Source organism: Pseudomonas sp. GM55 (assembly GCF_000282395.1).
Taxonomy (GTDB): domain Bacteria; phylum Pseudomonadota; class Gammaproteobacteria; order Pseudomonadales; family Pseudomonadaceae; genus Aquipseudomonas; species Aquipseudomonas fluorescens_CC.
In genome coordinates, this window is record NZ_AKJJ01000137.1 from 94,297 (window position 1) to 111,881 (window position 17,585).

Consider the following 17,585-nt stretch of genomic DNA (forward strand, 5'->3'; position numbering starts at 1 on the left):
TGAGGTCGATACATTCACGGCGCCCGGCGCGCCACGGGGAGCAGACATGCTGGAAAGGCTGTTTCAACTCAAGGCACACAACACCAACGTGCGGACCGAGATTCTGGCGGGCGTCACGACCTTTTTGGCCATGGCCTACATTCTGTTCGTCAACCCGAGCATCCTCGGCGAGACTGGCATGGACAAGGGCGCGGTGTTTGTCGCCACCTGCCTGGCAGCTGCCATCGGCTCGACGACCATGGGCCTGATCGCCAACTACCCGATCGCCCTCGCACCGGGCATGGGCCTGAACGCCTTCTTTACCTACACCGTGGTCCTGCACATGGGCCATACCTGGCAAGTGGCACTGGGCGCGGTATTCATCTCGGCGGTGTGTTTCTTCCTGCTGTCGATCTTCCGCATCCGTGAATGGATCATCAACAGCATCCCGCTGCCGCTGCGCTCGGCGATTGCGGCCGGTATCGGCCTGTTCCTGGCGCTGATCGCCCTGCACAACGCCGGTATTGTGGTCAGCAACCCGGCAACCATGGTCGGCCTCGGAGACCTGAAACAACCGGCGCCAATCCTCGCCACCCTCGGTTTTGCCCTGATCGTCGCGCTTGAAGCCCTTGCCGTGCGCGGTGCAGTGCTGATCGGCATTCTGGTGGTGACCATCGTTTCGATCGTGATGGGCTTCACCCCGTTCGGCGGCGTGATGTCGATGCCGCCATCGCTGGCCCCGACCTTCCTGCAACTGGACATCAAGGGCGCTCTGGACATCGGCCTGGTCAGCGTGATTTTTGCGTTCCTGTTCGTCGACCTGTTCGATAACTCCGGTACTTTGATCGGTGTGGCCAAGCGTGCCGGCCTGATGGGCAAGGACGGCCACATGCCGAAAATGGGCCGCGCCCTGATCGCCGACAGCACCGCGGCCATGGCTGGTTCGCTGCTGGGTACCTCGACCACCACCAGCTACATCGAATCCGCCGCTGGCGTGAGTGCCGGTGGCCGCACTGGCCTGACCGCCATCGTCGTCGCGATCCTGTTCCTGCTGGCACTGTTCTTCTCGCCACTGGCCGCCAGCGTTCCAGCCTTCGCCACCGCACCGGCCCTGCTGTTCGTCGCCGTGCTGATGACATCCGGCCTGGCCGAAATAGACTGGGACGACATCACGGTTGCCGCGCCCGTGGTGATCACCGCGCTGGCAATGCCATTCACTTATTCCATCGCCAATGGCATCGCCTTCGGTTTCATTTCCTGGACCGCCATCAAGCTGATGTCCGGTCGTGGCCGTGAACTGAACCCGGCGCTGGTGATCCTGTCGATTCTGTTCGTGATCAAGCTGGGTTGGTTCAACGCATGACTTTTGATTCCCAGGCCTATGCCGTTCAGCTCGAAGAAAAGGTCACGCGTTTGCGTGACCTGCTGGCCCCGTTCGATGCACCGGAGCCAGCCGTTTTCGATTCGCCGCTGAAAAACTTCCGCCTGCGCGCCGAGTTCCGCCTGTGGCGTGAGGCCGGCGAGCGTCATTACGCGATGTTTTCCCAGGAAGACAAACGCACGCCCATCCTGATCGAAGAGTTCCCGATTGCCAGCCTGCGCATCAACCAGTTGATGCCGCAACTCAAGGCTGCATGGCAAGCCAGCGCGGCCCTGAGCCACAAGCTGTTCCAGGTGGAGTTCCTGACCACGCTGGCCGGCGACGCGATGATCACCCTGTGCTATCACCGCCCGCTGGACGAGCACTGGCATGCGGCGGCGTCGAAACTGGCCGCGGACCTGAACGTCAGCATCATCGGCCGCTCCAAGGGCAAGCGCGAAGTCATCGGTCACGATTACGTGGTCGAGAAGCTGGAAGTCGGCGGCCGCACCTTCAGCTTCCGTCAGCCAGAGGGCGCTTTCACCCAGCCCAACGGTACGGTGAACCAGAAGATGCTCAACTGGGCCTACGATGCGCTCGGGGATCGCTCCGATGATTTGCTGGAGCTGTATTGCGGCAACGGCAACTTCACCCTGCCGCTCGCCACCCGCGTGCGCAAAGTGCTGGCCACCGAAATCAGCAAGACCTCGGTCAACGCGGCGCTGAGCAATCTCAGCGAAAACTCGGTGAATAACGTCACCCTGGTGCGTTTGTCCGCCGAAGAACTGACCGAAGCCCTGAACGAAGTGCGCCCGTTTCGCCGCCTGCACGGCATCGACCTCAAGAGCTACGAGTTCGGCAGCGTGTTCGTCGACCCGCCCCGCGCCGGCATGGACCCGGACACCTGCGAGCTGACCCGGCGCTTCGACAACATCCTGTACATCTCCTGCAACCCGCAGACCCTGGCAGCCAACATCGCCCAACTGCACGACACCCACCGCATCACCCGATGCGCAATGTTCGACCAGTTCCCGTGGACCCATCACATGGAATCCGGGGTGATGCTGACCCGGCGTTGATGGCAAGCGCACCCACAAATAAGCCGTCCTCGTGACGGTTTTTTTGTATTCGTGCGCGCAAGACTGATAAATACTGGGTCGGTTACTTCATCTGATCCCCGGTGTAATCAATCATGCAGCGACAATTCGACGATCTTCAGTTGGGCAGCATTGAACTGTTTTGCCTGGCCGCCGAGGCCGGCAGCTTTACGGCCGCGGCGCTGGTGGCAGGTGTCACGCCCGCTGCCGTGAGCCGTTCGGTGTCGCGCATGGAAGAACGCCTGGGCGTGCGCCTGTTCGCGCGCACCACGCGCAGTGTGAAGCTGACCGACAGCGGTCGCCGCTATTACGAGGAGTGCCGCCAGGCCCTGGCACAGCTGGTCGAGGCCCAGCGAGAGGTGATGGGCCAGCAACAAGTGCCGTCCGGTACTTTGCGCATCAGTATTCCGACCACCTATGCGCATCATCGAATCCTGCCGCTGTTGCCCGAATTTCGGGCACGTTACCCGGCGGTGAAGGTCGAGTCGCACATCAGCAATCGCAACATCGATTTCGTCGGCGAAGGCTACGACATGGCGATTCGTGTGCGAGCCATCCCGGATTCCGGCCTGATCGCCCGACAGCTGGAAGATGCCGCCCTGGTGATGATCGCCAGCCCTGATTACCTGAAACGGGCCGGCACTCCGCAAACCCTCGACGACCTCGAAAACCACGAATGCATTCAGTACGAATTGCCCAGCAGCGGCCGACGCATTGCCTGGCTGTTCAACGATGAAGGCGTGCCCCGGGAGATTCTGGCCGAAGGCAACCTCAGTTGCTCCGACGATGTACTGGGCGGCGTGACCCTGGCCAAACATGGGGCGGGGTTGTTTCAGACCTATCGTTTTATCGTTGAAAAGGAACTGGCCGACGGCTCGCTGGTGGAGGTGCTCAAGCCGTATGGCGGACGCTCGCGGCCATTCACCCTGCTTTACCCGCAAAGCCGTCATGTTCCGCTGCGCTTGCGGGCGTTCATTGATTTTCTGGTGGAGCATTTGCCGCGCTGAACAGCGAAAGTGTCCGATCATCGCCCACAAACCGTCAGCGTGCTTTCTCTGCAATTGACCTAATTAACTAGTTAGTACAATTTATCTCCACAGGCCGAGAACCTCGGTCGATTCCAACAATAATAAGTGGAGAGATTCCGATGTCCCCTATCGTTCTGGTGCTCAACGGCCCGAACCTGAACCTGCTCGGCACCCGTGAACCGGCGACTTACGGCCACGAAACCCTGGCAGACATTTCGGCCCTGTGCGGGCGCGCCGCCGAAGAGTTCGGCCTGGCAGTGGAGTTTCGCCAGACCAACCATGAAGGCGAACTGCTCGACTGGATTCACGCGGCCCGCGGTCGTTGCGCCGGGATCGTCATCAATCCTGCCGCGTGGACCCACACCTCGGTCGCCATCCGCGATGCCCTGGTCGCCAGTGAACTGCCAGTCATCGAAGTCCACCTGTCCAACGTGCATGCCCGCGAGCCCTTTCGCCACCACTCGTTCGTATCCGCCATTGCGACGGCGGTGATGGCCGGTTTTGGCAGTCACGGCTATCGACTGGCGCTGGAACACTTCAGTCATCGTTTGAAGGGGTAATCGCCGTGACTCAGAACAACGTGGTACTGGCCGGGCTGATCGGCGCCGGCATCCAGGCTTCCCGCACACCGGCCTTGCACGAGCACGAAGGCGATGCCCAGGGAATGCGTTACCTCTATCGCCTGGTCGATCTTGATCAGCTTAAGCTCGACAGCAACGCCCTGCCCGACCTGTTGATGGCCGCCGAGCGCATGAACTTCACAGGTTTGAACATCACCTTTCCATGCAAGCAGGCGATCATCCCGCTACTCGACGAACTCTCACCGGAGGCCCGCGGCATCGGCGCGGTCAACACGGTGGTGCTCAAGGACGGCAAACGCATCGGCCACAACACCGATTGCCTGGGCTTTGCCGAGGGTTTTCGCCGGGGTCTGAAAGGCGTTGCCGTCAACCGTGTCGTACAGATGGGCGCCGGTGGTGCAGGTGCCGCGGTGGCCCACGCCTTGTTGAGCGAAGGCGTCCAACAGCTGAGCATTTTCGACGTGGACATCCGCCGCGCCCAGGATCTGGCCGACAACCTCAATCAGCATTTCGGCGTCGGCCGGGCGATAGCCGGGTATGACCTGCCGAGCGCCATGGCCCAAGCTGACGGCTTGGTGAACACCACGCCGATGGGCATGAAAAAGCTGCCGGGCATGCCGGTGCCGGTCGAGTTGCTTCGAGCCGAAATGTGGGTGGCGGAAATCGTCTACTTCCCGCTGGAAACCGAACTGCTGCGCAACGCCCGCGCCCTCGGTTGCCGGACGCTGGACGGCGGCAACATGGCAGTGTTTCAGGCGGTGAAGGCGTTCGAGTTGTTCAGCGGCGTGGTACCGGATGCCCAGCGAATGTTGGCGCATTTTCAAAGCATGAAGGGCTGACGCGGCAACCTTGCCGATTCGTAGGAGCCGGCGTGCTGGCGAAGCAGGCGGTGCGGTGTGTCAGGCAGGCCGCCTTCGCTGGCAAGCCAGCTCCTACAGTGGGTTGTGTGTACACATTTCGCTGTGTATCACGCCTGCAGGTAGCGCAGAACCGACTCGCAAATCATCTCCCGATGACGCTGCTTGATGCGTTCGTCCGGCAGGTCGATCTGAAAAATCTCACCAAAGGTGTGGCGGTTCGAGACGCGATAGAAGCAGAACGAACTGATGAGCAGGTGCACATCCAGCGGATCAAGACCGGCACGGAACAGTCCTTGCTCGGCACCGCGACGCAGAATCTCCCCCAGTGAATCGAGGATCGTGTTGTTCATCGCCTTGATCGCATCGGAGCGCTTCACGTACTCGGCGTTGTGAATGTTTTCGATGCTGACGATGCGCACGAAATCGACGTTGCGATCATGGTGATCGAAGGTGAACTCCACCAGCCGCCGAATCGCCTCGACCGGCGCCAGCTCCGCCAGATGCAGGCGACTTTCGGTGCTGCGGATATCGCCGTAGAGTTTCTCCAGCACCTCGACGTAGAGCTGTTCCTTACTGCCGAAGTAGTAATAGATCATGCGCTTGGAGGTGTGGATGCGCTCGGCGATGGCATCGACGCGAGCACCGGAAAGCCCCTGCTGGACGAATTCGACTATCGCCTCCTGCAGGATATTTTCGCGGGTCTTTTCCGGGTTGTTCTTGCGACTCTTGCGCGGCTCGGCACCCGGTTCGACGGAGGCTGCGGGGAGTTCTGAATTCATCGTCATTGCGGGCTCACGGCCATCACTGCACAGGCTGGCGATTATGGGCCGCGCGACACGGTGAAGGAAGTCGCACAGCCCACGTTTAATCCCGCGTTTACGAAATTCCTACAACTTCGCCTGACGCAATGCGCCGCTCCGGGATTTGGCCATGGCCGCCAGTCGCACCGCGACATTAGCCGCGCCGTAGCCGGCATAACCGTTTTTACGCTGGATGATCTCAAAGAAGAATCGCCCCTCGAACGGCTCGGTGTACACATGAAACAGTTCACCGCCCTGGGCGTCGCGGTCGTACAACACGTTGTAGTAGGCCAGTTCGCTGAGGAACTCGTCATCGAAGTCGAACCGTGCCGCCAGGTCATCGTAGTAGTTGAGCGGGATATCCAGCAGCGGCACGCCCGCCTCTTTCGCACGGCGGACCTGGGCGAAGATGTCATCACAATCAAACGCAATGTGATGCACACCGGAGCCGCGATAACTCGACAGCGCGTGTGAGATCGCGGTGTTGCGGTTTTCGGAAATGTTCAGCGGCAGGCGGATCGAACTGTCGCGACTGCGCAAGGCACGGCTCTTCACCAGACCATAAGGATCCGGCAACACGACTTCATCGTCCGCCTCGAAATCCAGCAGGCTCTTGTAGAACAGCACCCAGCTGTCGAGGCTGTCGGCCGGCAGCGCCATCGCCATGTGGTCAATGCGTTTCAGGCCGCCATTGACCGGCGCTTGCGGGTACAGATTGAAGTCAGTGCCATAGACATCGGCGTGCTGATCCACCAGATAGATCAGGCTGCCATCCGGCGCGCGCACCGCCGCCAGCTCCAATTCGTTGGGGCCGACCAGCCCGCGATAGGGCTGGCCCTTGTAGGCCACGGCACGGGCCAATGCGCTTGCGCTGTCCTTGACCCGCACGGCAGTCGCGCACAACGAAGGGCCATGGGCTTCGAAAAAACTGTGGCCGAAAGAGTAAGGCTCCGAGTTCAGGATCAGGTTGATATCGCCCTGACGCAACAGGCTGACGCTCTTGGAGCGATGCTGCCCGGCCTTGACGAAACCCAGTCGTTCCAGCCAATGGGAAAGCTTGGCGCCGAGGCTTTCGTCCACGGCGAATTCGAGAAACTCGATGCCGTTGTACTCGCTGGCCTTGGGTGTTTCGAACAGAATTTCGGGGTTGGCCGCAGGCGTGGCTTCCTGCGCCAGACGCTCGCGGGTTTTCTCTTCCAGGTACAACAACGAGCGCAAACCGTCGGCGGCGTTGGCTCGTGGGGGCGCGGCGCGGAAACCGTCATTGAAGATTTCCAGCGACAATGGCCCGGTGTACCCGCTCTTGATGATTGGCGCGAGGAACCCTGGCAAGTCGAACTCACCCTGGCCCGGGAAGCAGCGAAAATGCCGGCTCCACTCCAGCACGTCCATGGCCAGGATCGGTGCGTCGGCCATTTGCACAAAGAAGATCTTGTCGCCGGGAATCTCGGCGATAGCACTTGGATCGCCCTTGAGCGACAAGGTGTGAAAGCTGTCCAGCAACACGCCAAGGCTTGGGTGATCGGCCTGACGCACGATGTTCCACACCTGTTGCCAGGTGTTCACATGCCGGCCCCAGGCCAGCGCTTCGTAGCCGATGCGCAGGCCGCGTGCCCCGGCATGCTCGGCCAGCAGCCGCAAATCGTCGACCAGAATCCGCTCATCACCGATGGACTCGGCCGAGGCGTTGCTGCACACCAGCACCAGGTCGGTGCCCAACTCCTGCATCAGGTCGAACTTGCGCTCGGCGCGTTCCAGGTTGCGCGACAGCCGATCACGCCGACAGCCTTCGAAATCACGGAACGGTTGAAACAGGGTGATGGCGATCCCGAGATCGGCACACATCTGTTTGATTTCCCGTGGACTGCCGTCGTAGTAGAGAAGGTCGTTCTCGAAAATCTCGACGCCGTCGAATCCGGCGGCGGCAATGGCTTCGAGTTTTTCCGGCAGGGTACCGCTCAAGGATACGGTGGCAATGGAACGCTGCATATTTCGACTCCCGGCGGTGGAGGCCATCTTGTTAGGGGCATTGCAAGCTTTTTACGTAGGAGCCGGCTTGCTGGCGATGGCGCCCGCGAGATCGCCTTCGCCAGCAAGCCGGCTCCTACAGTGATTGCGTTTATCTTGAGTGAATTATTGGCTGCGCGATTCAACACAGCAATTCAAAGTGTACTATCCGGTTAGTTTTGTGTTCGATTATCGAACAAAATGGTGATTGGCGAATTGACGATTTTTTGTCCAATGCCCAACATCGTCCTCACATTAAGTCCGGACACGCAGCACCGGCCGCGATGTCCAAAACACCAAATAACAAATTCAAAAAACGGGTGGTACACATGATTCCTTCCCAAAGCTCACGCATGGCTTCGGCCATGAACGTCACTGCCGGTGGCATCGGCGACAAAATCCGCGGCGCCATGGCGGTCGGCAAAACCCGTTGGGGCATGCTGGCGCTGGTGTTCTTCGCCACCACCCTGAACTACATCGACCGCGCCGCACTGGGCGTGATGCAGCCCATCCTGGCCAAGGAAATGAGCTGGACGGCGATGGATTACGCCAACATCAACTTCTGGTTCCAGGTGGGTTACGCCATCGGTTTCGTGCTGCAGGGCCGGCTGATCGACCGGGTCGGTGTGAAGCGCGTGTTCTTCTGCGCCGTGCTGCTCTGGAGCCTGGCGACCGGCGCCCACGGCCTGGCCACTTCGGCGGCCGGCTTCATGGTCTGCCGCTTCATCCTCGGCCTGACCGAAGCCGCCAACTACCCGGCCTGCGTGAAAACCACCCGCCTGTGGTTCCCGGCCGGCGAGCGCGCCGTGGCCACCGGGATTTTCAATGCCGGGACCAACGTCGGTGCGATGTTCACTCCGATGCTGCTGCCGCTGATCCTCCATGCCTGGGGCTGGCAGGCCGCGTTCCTGTGCATGTCGGCACTGGGCGGGATCTGGCTGCTGTTCTGGGGCTTGAAGTACTTCAACCCGGAAGAGCATCCGAGCGTCAAACAATCGGAGCTGGACTACATCCAGAAAGAAGTCGAGCCGGAACAAGCCCGCGTGCCGTTCTCGAAAATCCTGCGCATGCGCGGCACCTGGGCCTTCGCCCTCGCCTACTCGATGACGGCGCCGGTGTTCTGGTTCTACCTGTACTGGCTGCCGCCGTTCCTCAACCAGCAATACAACCTGGGCATCAACGTCACCCAGATGGGTATTCCGCTGATCATCATCTACCTCACTGCCGACTTCGGCAGCGTTGGCGGCGGTATCCTCTCCTCGTTCCTGATCGGTCGCGGGATCAACCCGATCAAGGCGCGGCTGATGTCGATGCTGCTGTTCGCCTGCTGCATCATCGGCGTGATCATGGCCGCCGGCTCCAGCAATCTGTGGGTCGCCGTATTCGCCATCTCCCTGGCCATCGGCGCACACCAGGCCTGGACCGCGAACATCTGGAGCCTGGTGATGGACTACACACCCAAGCACATGATGAGCACGGTATTCGGCTTCGGCGGGATGTGTGCGGCGATTGGCGGGATGTTCATGACCCAGTTGGTCGGCCATATCCTGACCGTCACCAACAACAATTACACGGTGCTGTTCACCCTGATTCCGGCGATGTACTTCATCGCGCTGACCTGGATGTACTTCATGGCACCGCGCAAGATTCCGCAAGTAGAAGGCTGATGTTCCCTCGGCGCAGGCCCGATCTCGGGCCTGCGCTATTTTTTTGTCTGCGTTTTGCCGCAGCTTAGCGGCGGCTTTGCTGCCAGGCCGCCGCCAACCCACTGCAGCAGATCACGGCAATGCCGATCACGGTGGTCAGCGTCGGCGTATGGGAAAACAGCAGCCAGCCCAGCAGGCCGGCAAAGATAATCTGGCAATAGCTGAACGGCGCCAGCAGTGCCGGTGCAGCGAGACGAAACGCTTGAGTCAGGAACAGGTGTGCCGTCATCCCGCAGGTCCCCAGCGCCACCATCATCGCGCCATGCATCAGGTTCGGCGTCTGCCAGAAGAACGGCACCAGCGCACTCATCACCAGCGTGTTGCACAGGCCTGCGAAGAAATTGCTGGTGGTCGGGCTGTCGATCTCGCTGAGCTTGCGCGTCAGCAGTTGATAGAAGCAGAAAAACAGCGCCGAGCAGAAGGGCAGCAACACCGCCGGGGTGAACAGATCGCCCCCCGGGTGAACGATGATCAGCACCCCGATGAAACCGCAAATCACCGCCAGCCATTGCCCCCGCGTCACTCGCTCCTTCAGCAGCGGCACCGACAACGCGGTGACCAGTACCGGTGCCAGGAAGTTGACCGACGTGGCCTCGGCCAGCGGGATGTACATCAACCCCGTGGTGAAAAACAGACTGGTACCCAGCAGGCAAAGCGCCCGGATCACCTGAAGCACTGGCCGTTTGGTACGCAGGACCCGCAACCCGGATTGCGGCAGGAAAATCCCGGCCATCAGCAAGGTGTGAACCAGGTAGCGCGCCCAGACCACCATGACAATGGGATAGAACCCGGAGAGGTATTTGGAAAAGGCGTCGTGGGTGGAAAACAGGAGGGTTGCGACAACGATCAGCAAGATCCCTTTGAAGGGCTGATTGACGCCGGAAAGCGGGGTGCTGACGGTCATTGGGCTTCCTTTTTTACATCCTTAATTTGTAGGAGCGAGCTCGCTCGCGATGGTCGTCAACGATGATGATGGCTGCCTGGACAAACACGGCGCCCTCACGTCCATCGCGAGCAAGCTCGCTCCTACAGGCGATATGTGCGCAGCATCGATTACAGCCGCGCCAACAATTCCCGGGTTTTTTCCAGCGCCATCTGCGCCCGCTCCAACCCACTCACACCCTGCTCCAGCAACTGCACGGTGGGAATCTCCAGGCTCAATGGAATGTTAGTCGGCAAACAACCCAGCAATCCCGACAGATCACAATCACCATCGCCGGGAAAACGCCGTTCGTTACGCGCCTGGCGCAAGATCTCTGCCATATCGGCCGGCCGCAGTCCTGCGACGTCGCACAACTGTGCATACCGTAGCCGTGAGGGAGCAACGTTGGCCAGATCTTCCAGCCGCGACTCCGAACGATCGAAATGGAAAGCGTCCACCAACACACCGCCGTTGTCCCGCCCGGCGTTTTCTACAATACGCACAGCCTGTTGAAGATTGCGCGCATCGGTCCAGGGCATGAACTCCAGATGCGGGTGCAGCCCATAGAGTGCCGCCAGATCACAGAGTTCGGCAAAATGTTCCGTCAGCCGTTGTTCATCAGGGTCGTTACCGGCCACCAGCAATTCACTGGCACCCAATTGAGCCCCCACCGCCAGGATTTTCTCGAAGTCGGCAACAACGGTCTCCGGCTTGAGACGCAGGATTTCGACGTCCAGCACCCCGATACCGGTATCGCGCAGACGCGCCAGGGTTTGACGCCGCAATTCACTGTCGGCCACCAAGGCAAAATGGCGTTCCTCAGGGGTCGCCGGTACCAGGCGCAAGCCGACATGGCTGTAACCGGCCCGCGCGGCGACCTCGACCATGTCGGGCGGTGACAGCTCCAGCACAGTCAGGCTGGCCAGGGAGAAGACTCGTTCGCTCATGATCAGCCCTCAATCAAGGATGGCGCGCAGGCACGACCGGTTTCGGCGGCTTCGCGGATGGCTTCGATCAGCGCCAGAGTACGCGCGGCATCAGCGGCACTTACCAGCGGCTCGACTTCTCCACGCGCAACACGCACAAAATGCTGTAACTGCAGACGCAAGGCCTCTTCGGCACTGAAGCTTTCCTGGGTCGCCAGCAACGGTTGATGCCATCCACCATCGGCTTGCGTGTAGTGCCAGTGCTTGAGTTGCGGAATGCTCAGCGCCCCACCCGTTCCGGCCAACAAGTAACAGGGTTGATCGGCGTGACGCGGATAAACCGGGTTCTCTCCTGAATCCAGCTCCCAACTCCAGGGTGCGGCCACCGCATCCGAGCCGGTCATGCTGCCCAGCGCACCGTTGTCGAATTGCAGCAACACCGCCGCGCAGTCTTCGTTGGCAAACCCGCGTATGGCGTTGCTGGTAATGGCTTGAACCTGACGCACCTCGCCACACAAGTGCCGCAGCAGATCGAGGTCGTGGATCAGGTTGGTCAACAACATCCCCGCACCGGCCTCGCGGCGCCAGGGTGTTTCAAAATAGCTGTCAGGCTTGCGCAACTGCCAGAGCGCCGTGACCGTGGTCAACCGACCCAATGCGCCGCTGTGGATAAGTTCGTGGGCGCGGACGATCAACGGATTGTGGCGACGGTGATGGCCGACCAACACCGCAACCCCACTCGCTTTCGAGGCAGCCACCAGCTCCCGGGCCTCATCCAGGTGCACACCCACCGGCTTTTCCAGCAGTACCGGAATGCCGGCCGCGAGGCAATCGAGGGCCGTGCTGACATGCAGCGTGTTCGGGTTGGCGACGATCACCGCGTCCGGCTTCGCCTGCTCCAGCATCTGACGATAATCGGCGAAATGGGCCACGCCCCATTCAGCCGCAAGACTTGCCGCCTGCGGTCCGGGATCGGCCACCGCGCACAAGGTCGCTTCAGTCATGGATTGCAGATGCCGGTAATGCTGCTGGCCCATGTTGCCAGCACCGATCAAAGCGATGCGAAGGGGTGAGTTCAAGATGCGGTCCTCTTGTCAGTGTTATTGGAGCGATGAATTCCAATAATTTAGAACCGAGTTCCAAATTCTTACACAGACCCATCCTGAAAGTGTTCGAACAGCGCACAGCTTTAAAACTGTGGGAGCGAGCTTGCTCGCGATAGCGGTATGTCAGTCAGCATTGATGTCGCTGACACGCCGCCATCGTGAGCAAGCTCGCTCCCACAAGGATTTGTGCTGGTCTTAACTGAACAACTCCGACGCCAGGCTCGCCGCCGACAACTCCTCGGCGTACGCCAGCAACAATGGCGCCAGCTCATGCAGCCGCGCCCCCGGCATCCGCGCACTCGGCCCGGCGACGCTGAGCACGCCGATCACCCGCCCATCAGCGGGATGGCGCACCACCGCCGCAATGGCCGAAGTCCCCACCGCAGAGCTTTCCTCGACGCAGGCGTAGCCCTGCTCCCGCGCCAGACGCAGGCGTTCGAGCAATTCGATGTTGGAGCGCGGCGCGTTCGGCCCCACATGGTCCGGCACCTGCGCGCCCTGCCGCTCCACCAGCGACAAGGCTTCGGCATCGCTCATGCACGCCAGCCACGCATGTCCCGAGGCGGTGTAAAACAATGGCGCATCACGGCCCATGTCCGGGTCATAACGCAGCCCCGAGCGAGCGCCCTGGGATTTGGCGATCCAGGTCTGACGCTCGCCATCGATCACGCCGAGGCGCACCAGTTCGCCGGTTTCCTGAGCCAGTCGGTCAAGCACCGGCTGCACGATATCGGCACCGCTGCTCGACAGGTAACGAAAGCCCATCGCTACCAGCTTGGTTGAAAGGTGATAGCGCAAATTCTCCGGATTCTGCCGCACGTAACCGAGGCGGATCAGCTCGGCCAACAGCCGATGGGTCGCGCTCTTGGGGATATCCAGCTGCTCCGCCAGAGTCTGCATCGGCAGGCCGCGGGGATCGCTGGTGAGGCTTTCGAGCACACTGAAAACACGTTCGATCTGACTGCCGGCCATGGTCTCTTCCACACAAAATTTGCTCGATTCTAGAAGACATCCGATCGAATACGAAATCTGGAACTGACCGTTCGATAACCGCCCGTTTTATGCCCTCAAGACTTTTCCGGATTCCTCTGATTCTTATATTTTATGGAATCAGATTCCAAAAAATATAACACCGGAGTTCAAACAATGCCTGCCGAAGCGCACTTCCTTCCCGACATCGACTGCGATGTGCTGATCGTTGGCTCCGGTGCGGCGGGACTGTCGGCGGCCGTGACCGCCGCATGGCACGGGCTGAAAGTCATCGTGGCAGAAAAGGACTCCGTGTTCGGCGGCGCCACGGCCTGGTCCGGCGGCTGGGCCTGGGTGCCTTGCAACCCGTTGGCCCGGCGCGCGGGCATCGTCGAAGACGTTGAACGGCCTCGCACTTATCTGCAACACGAACTGGGCGAACGCTTTGATCCGGCGATGATCGACGCTTTCCTGGAGGCCGGCCCGCGAATGGTGTCGTTCTTCGAACAGCACACCACGCTGCAATTCGCCGACGGCAACGCCATTGCCGACATTCATGGCGACACGCCCGGGGCAGGCACCGGGGGACGCTCGGTGATCGCCGCCCCTTACGACGCACGGAAAGTCGGCAAGCTGCTCAAGCGTCTTCGCAAAACCATGCGGGAAACATCGTTCATGGGCATGCCAATCATGGCGGGGGCAGATCTCACGGCATTCCTCAACCTGACCCGCTCACTGTCGGCGGCCTGGCACGTTACGCGGCGCTTCAGCCGACACCTGTTCGATCTCGTCGTACATGGCCGGGCGATGCAACTGGTCAATGGCGTGGCACTGGTGGCGCGCCTGGCAAAATCCGCAGACGACCTCGGCGTGTTGCTCTGGGAATCCGCGCCCGTGACCCGATTGCTGCGCGAGAACGGTCAGGTACGAGGTGCTGTGGTCAGCACCGCCAAAGGCTCGGTACGCATCCATGCACGCAAGGCCGTAGTGCTCGCGGCGGGTGGTTTTGCCAATGACATCGAGCGCCGCAAGGCGCTGTTCCCCCGTACACCAACCGGACATGAACATCTGGCCTTGCCACCCCTCGGCGTTTGCGGCGATGGCCTGCGCCTGGGCGAAAGTGCCGGCGCGCGGGTGAATACCGACATGGCGTCTGCCGTCGCCTGGGCGCCGGTTTCTCAAGTGCCGCACAGCGACGGCAGCACGGGACACTTCCCGCACATCATCGAGCGCGGCAAACCAGGCATCATCGGTGTGCTGAGCAACGGCCAGCGCTTCGTCAATGAAGCCAACGGTTACTACGACTACGTAACGGCCATGGTCGCCGCCGCCCCACCGGGTGAAGAAGTGGTGTCGTGGCTGATCTGCTCCCATGGCTTTCAGCGTCGTTATGGCCTGGGCATCTCTCGACCATTTCCAGTGCCGCTGTCGCCCTTCATCCGCAGCGGCTATCTGAAAACCGGCAACACGCTCGAGGAATTGGCTGCAGCCTGCGGTATCGACCCGAACGGCTTGCGCACCACCGTGTCGGACTACAACCGCCATGCGCGCAGCGGCGAGGACCCACAGTTCGGTCGTGGTTCCACGCCCTACAACCGCAAACAGGGTGACGCACTGCAACAACCCAACCCATGCGTTGCGCCGATCGAACAAGGCCCGTTCTATGCCGTGAAGGTCCAGCCGGGCTGCTTTGGCACCTTCGCCGGGCTCAAGGTCAACCAACACGCCCAAGTCCTGGACGACGCGGCGCAGCCCATCGCCGGGCTGTATGCGGCGGGCGGCGACATGGCGAGCATCATGGGCGGTCATTACCCCGCTGGCGGCATCAATCTTGGCCCGGCACTGACCTTCGGCTACATCGCCGCGCGCCATATCGCAGGCGTCACTGCTTATGAAAAGGAGGTCGACCATGCAGTACATCGTTAGCGCACAGGGCTTGAACATGCCGAAACACGGCCTCGGCACCTGGATGACGAAGACCGCACCTTGATCGCCAGCCTGTCCAAACGCGAGCGTCAGGTCAGCCCGGACTTTGCGCCGCTGTGGGATGCATTCGACGAATAATCCGCAAGACCGGCGATCGCTCTCACGATAAAAACCCGTCACCCGACGGAATTCGATGGGCTATCCGTGTTCAATACAAACCTGAAACGTTCTCGGCAGCCCTTCGCGGGTTGCCGGGAATCAATCTGTGCGCAGGGTAAAGACGGACGACCGGACTGGCGCCGCTCCCACTTGGCAGCAACACTCATCGCACGGAGCTTTCCCCGGAACAGAAGAGTGAGGATTCCCACATGCTATGGAAAAAAGGCCGACGCAGCGACAACGTGGTCGATGCCCGTGGCGATGACATCGGCGGCGGTGGCGGCGGGATGCGCTTCGGCGGTGGCAAGGGCCTGAGCCTGACGGCGATCCTCCTGATCGTCGGCATCGGCTGGATCACCGGCCAGGATCCGCTGCAGATCCTCGGACAACTGACCGGGCAAATGGACCAGCAATCGGCACCCGCCACCAACCAGAGCCGCAAGGCACCGCCGGCCAATGATGAAGGCGCGGAATTCGTGCGTTCGATCCTCGGCGACACAGAGGACACCTGGGGCGCAATATTCCAGCAGGCGGGTCGCCAATACAAAGACCCGACCTTGGTGCTGTTCAGCAACCGTGTGAATTCGGCCTGCGGCCTGGCCACTTCGGCGACTGGCCCGTTCTATTGCCCGGCGGATCAGAAAGTCTACCTGGACATGGCGTTCTTCCAGGAGATGTCCCAACGCTTTTCCGCCGCGGGCGACTTCGCCCAGGCCTATGTGATCGCTCATGAAGTCGGACACCATGTGCAGACCTTGCTTGGGGTGTCCGCAAAAATTCAGGCAGCACGCCAACAAGGCCGGCAAATGGAAGGCGACGGCGGTTTGCTGGTTCGTCAGGAGCTGCAAGCCGATTGCCTGGCCGGCGTCTGGGCCAACAATGCGCAGAAGCGCTTGAACTGGCTGGAGCCGGGCGACATCGAAGAAGCACTGAACGCAGCGAACGCCATCGGTGACGATCGTTTGCAGCAACAGGGTCAGGGCCGCGTGGTTCCGGACTCGTTCACCCACGGTACGTCGGCGCAACGGGTGCGCTGGTTCAAAACCGGTTTCGCCCAAGGCCAGGTAAGCCAGTGCGATACCTTTGCGACGAAAAATCTGTAAATGAAGAAGTGGTTGTTGGTTGTTCTGTTTACTTGCGCAACGTCCCAGGCCGCCGAGCATGAGGTCAAGGAGCTCAGCTCAGGGCGCCTGCTGTTGAAATCAGGTGAAATCGCGGTGGGCATCAGCCCCGCCCCGGCAAAAATCGAACGGGTGCTGATCATCCTCCACGGTCGCTTGCGTAACGCGCAAACCTATCTGCAGAGCGGTGAGCACGCGGCCGAACTGGCCGGGCAAAGTGCAACGACCCTGGTGATCGCCCCGCAATTCCTCAATGAAACCGACGTTGCGGTCCACCCGGTGGCCGACACGGTTTTGCGCTGGCAAGGCAATGAATGGATGGCCGGCGGCGAATCCACGGCGCCGTTTCGGCTGAGTTCCTACGCCGCGCTCGACGAAATCATCGCCCGCCTGGGCGACCGCCAGCAGTTTCCGGATGTGAAGCAAATCATCATCGCCGGGCACTCCGGCGGCGCGCAGGTGGTTCAGCGTTACGCATTGCTCAGTCACGCGCAGTCCGGCCTCGATGCGGCCGGCGTGCAGGTGCGCTACGTGATCGCCAATCCGTCGTCCTACGCTTACTTCGACGAGCGCCGGCCCGTGGCGTTCAGCCACGCCGGTTGCCCGGATTTCAATCGATGGAAGTACGGGCTGGCGGATTTACCGGCCTACGCCGAAGGGCAAACCGCCGCGCAGTTGCAGGAAAATTACCTCAAGCATGAAGTCGTTTACCTGCTGGGGCAGCAGGACATCGACCCGAATCATCCGGCACTGGACAAGAGCTGTGAGGCCCGGGCACAGGGGCCTTATCGATTGGCGCGCGGGCGTTTTTACTTTGACTACCTGAAGCGGTTGGCACCCCAAGGGTTGAACCAGCAACTGATCGAAGTGCCCGGGGTCGGGCATAACGGGGATGGGATGTTTACATCGCCGGAGGGGCAAAGGGCGTTGTTCGGGCGGTAAATTTGCACTGCCTGATCTGACGCCATCGTCGGAACGCCGCCCGGAGCAAGCCCGCTCCCACAGGGTTCTCGGCAGAACACAATGTTCGTGCTCACT

Annotated in this window: 15 protein-coding genes and 1 pseudogene; 10 read left to right on the top strand and 6 right to left on the bottom strand. The window is 61.0% G+C overall.

Annotation, left to right across the window (positions count from 1 at the left end; genetic code table 11):
• Positions 1–46: 46 nt before the first annotated feature.
• From PMI31_RS26215 to PMI31_RS26235, 5 genes are all read left to right on the top strand, one after another.
• Complete coding sequence (locus PMI31_RS26215; protein WP_008022569.1) at positions 47–1,342, top strand: NCS2 family permease; 1,296 nt, start codon at positions 47–49, stop codon at positions 1,340–1,342.
• Complete coding sequence (gene trmA, locus PMI31_RS26220; protein WP_008022571.1) at positions 1,339–2,418, top strand: tRNA (uridine(54)-C5)-methyltransferase TrmA; 1,080 nt, start codon at positions 1,339–1,341, stop codon at positions 2,416–2,418. The genes PMI31_RS26215 and trmA overlap by 4 nt, the downstream gene beginning before the upstream one ends.
• A gap of 113 nt (positions 2,419–2,531) precedes the next feature.
• Entirely contained in the window at positions 2,532–3,443 is a 912-nt protein-coding gene (locus tag PMI31_RS26225; RefSeq protein ID WP_008022572.1) for a LysR family transcriptional regulator, read from the top strand.
• A gap of 140 nt (positions 3,444–3,583) precedes the next feature.
• Entirely contained in the window at positions 3,584–4,024 is a 441-nt protein-coding gene (gene aroQ / locus PMI31_RS26230) for a type II 3-dehydroquinate dehydratase (protein ID WP_008022574.1), read from the top strand.
• Between the two features lie 5 nt (positions 4,025–4,029).
• The gene (locus tag PMI31_RS26235; protein ID WP_008022576.1) at positions 4,030–4,884 is read left to right on the top strand and encodes a shikimate dehydrogenase; all 855 of its coding nucleotides are present in this window, start codon (positions 4,030–4,032) and stop codon (positions 4,882–4,884) included.
• Between the two features lie 128 nt (positions 4,885–5,012).
• Here PMI31_RS26235 and PMI31_RS26240 read toward each other — a convergent pair whose 3' ends face one another.
• Positions 5,013–5,690 (bottom strand): TetR family transcriptional regulator, encoded by a 678-nt coding sequence (locus tag PMI31_RS26240; protein WP_008022578.1) that lies wholly within the window; start codon positions 5,688–5,690, stop codon positions 5,013–5,015.
• Positions 5,691–5,792: 102 nt separating this feature from the next.
• On the bottom strand, positions 5,793–7,694 hold the full coding sequence (quiC, locus tag PMI31_RS26245) for a 3-dehydroshikimate dehydratase QuiC (protein WP_008022580.1): 1,902 nt from the start codon (positions 7,692–7,694) through the stop codon (positions 5,793–5,795).
• 347 nt (positions 7,695–8,041) lie between these two features.
• On the opposite strand from quiC, the gene PMI31_RS26250 reads away from it, so the two are divergent.
• A complete protein-coding gene (locus PMI31_RS26250) occupies positions 8,042–9,379 on the top strand; it encodes an MFS transporter (RefSeq protein WP_008022581.1) in 1,338 nt (445 codons plus the stop codon).
• 64 nt (positions 9,380–9,443) lie between these two features.
• On the opposite strand, the gene PMI31_RS26255 is transcribed toward PMI31_RS26250, so the two are convergent.
• From PMI31_RS26255 to PMI31_RS26270, 4 genes are all read right to left on the bottom strand, one after another.
• Positions 9,444–10,322, bottom strand: a complete 879-nt coding sequence (locus tag PMI31_RS26255; protein WP_008022583.1) for a DMT family transporter — start codon at positions 10,320–10,322, stop codon at positions 9,444–9,446.
• A 149-nt stretch (positions 10,323–10,471) separates the two neighbouring features.
• Positions 10,472–11,287 carry a sugar phosphate isomerase/epimerase family protein gene (locus PMI31_RS26260; RefSeq protein WP_008022586.1) on the bottom strand — a complete coding sequence of 272 codons (816 nt, stop codon included), beginning with the start codon at positions 11,285–11,287 and terminating at the stop codon, positions 10,472–10,474.
• A gap of 2 nt (positions 11,288–11,289) precedes the next feature.
• On the bottom strand, positions 11,290–12,345 hold the full coding sequence (locus PMI31_RS26265; protein WP_008022587.1) for a Gfo/Idh/MocA family protein: 1,056 nt from the start codon (positions 12,343–12,345) through the stop codon (positions 11,290–11,292).
• Positions 12,346–12,567: 222 nt separating this feature from the next.
• Positions 12,568–13,344 (bottom strand): IclR family transcriptional regulator, encoded by a 777-nt coding sequence (locus PMI31_RS26270; protein ID WP_008022590.1) that lies wholly within the window; start codon positions 13,342–13,344, stop codon positions 12,568–12,570.
• 174 nt (positions 13,345–13,518) lie between these two features.
• Here PMI31_RS26270 and PMI31_RS26275 point away from each other — a divergent pair, with 174 nt between their 5' ends.
• The 4 genes and pseudogenes from PMI31_RS26275 to PMI31_RS26285 all read left to right on the top strand — a co-directional run bounded on the left by PMI31_RS26275 (position 13,519) and on the right by PMI31_RS26285 (position 17,489).
• Positions 13,519–15,267: an FAD-dependent oxidoreductase gene (locus PMI31_RS26275; protein ID WP_008022592.1), complete on the top strand. Its 1,749-nt coding sequence runs from the start codon at positions 13,519–13,521 to the stop codon at positions 15,265–15,267.
• 39 nt (positions 15,268–15,306) lie between these two features.
• A pseudogene (locus tag PMI31_RS31510) lies at positions 15,307–15,405 on the top strand (aldo/keto reductase); the annotation flags it as partial.
• A gap of 230 nt (positions 15,406–15,635) precedes the next feature.
• A complete protein-coding gene (gene ypfJ / locus PMI31_RS26280) occupies positions 15,636–16,529 on the top strand; it encodes a KPN_02809 family neutral zinc metallopeptidase (RefSeq protein ID WP_008022593.1) in 894 nt (297 codons plus the stop codon).
• A complete protein-coding gene (locus tag PMI31_RS26285; protein ID WP_008022595.1) occupies positions 16,530–17,489 on the top strand; it encodes an alpha/beta fold hydrolase in 960 nt (319 codons plus the stop codon).
• The last annotated feature ends 96 nt before the right edge of the window (positions 17,490–17,585 follow it).

Coding starts and splice junctions, on each gene's coding strand:
- PMI31_RS26270 (WP_008022590.1), bottom strand. CDS start 13,344: ATGGCCGGCAGTCAGATCGAACGTGTTTTCAGTGTGCTCGAAAGCCTC.
- PMI31_RS26215 (WP_008022569.1), top strand. CDS start 47: ATGCTGGAAAGGCTGTTTCAACTCAAGGCACACAACACCAACGTGCGG.
- PMI31_RS26240 (WP_008022578.1), bottom strand. CDS start 5,690: ATGACGATGAATTCAGAACTCCCCGCAGCCTCCGTCGAACCGGGTGCC.
- PMI31_RS26255 (WP_008022583.1), bottom strand. CDS start 10,322: ATGACCGTCAGCACCCCGCTTTCCGGCGTCAATCAGCCCTTCAAAGGG.
- ypfJ (WP_008022593.1), top strand. CDS start 15,636: ATGCTATGGAAAAAAGGCCGACGCAGCGACAACGTGGTCGATGCCCGT.
- PMI31_RS26250 (WP_008022581.1), top strand. CDS start 8,042: ATGATTCCTTCCCAAAGCTCACGCATGGCTTCGGCCATGAACGTCACT.
- quiC (WP_008022580.1), bottom strand. CDS start 7,694: ATGCAGCGTTCCATTGCCACCGTATCCTTGAGCGGTACCCTGCCGGAA.
- aroQ (WP_008022574.1), top strand. CDS start 3,584: ATGTCCCCTATCGTTCTGGTGCTCAACGGCCCGAACCTGAACCTGCTC.
- PMI31_RS26260 (WP_008022586.1), bottom strand. CDS start 11,287: ATGAGCGAACGAGTCTTCTCCCTGGCCAGCCTGACTGTGCTGGAGCTG.
- PMI31_RS26285 (WP_008022595.1), top strand. CDS start 16,530: ATGAAGAAGTGGTTGTTGGTTGTTCTGTTTACTTGCGCAACGTCCCAG.
- PMI31_RS26275 (WP_008022592.1), top strand. CDS start 13,519: ATGCCTGCCGAAGCGCACTTCCTTCCCGACATCGACTGCGATGTGCTG.
- PMI31_RS26225 (WP_008022572.1), top strand. CDS start 2,532: ATGCAGCGACAATTCGACGATCTTCAGTTGGGCAGCATTGAACTGTTT.
- trmA (WP_008022571.1), top strand. CDS start 1,339: ATGACTTTTGATTCCCAGGCCTATGCCGTTCAGCTCGAAGAAAAGGTC.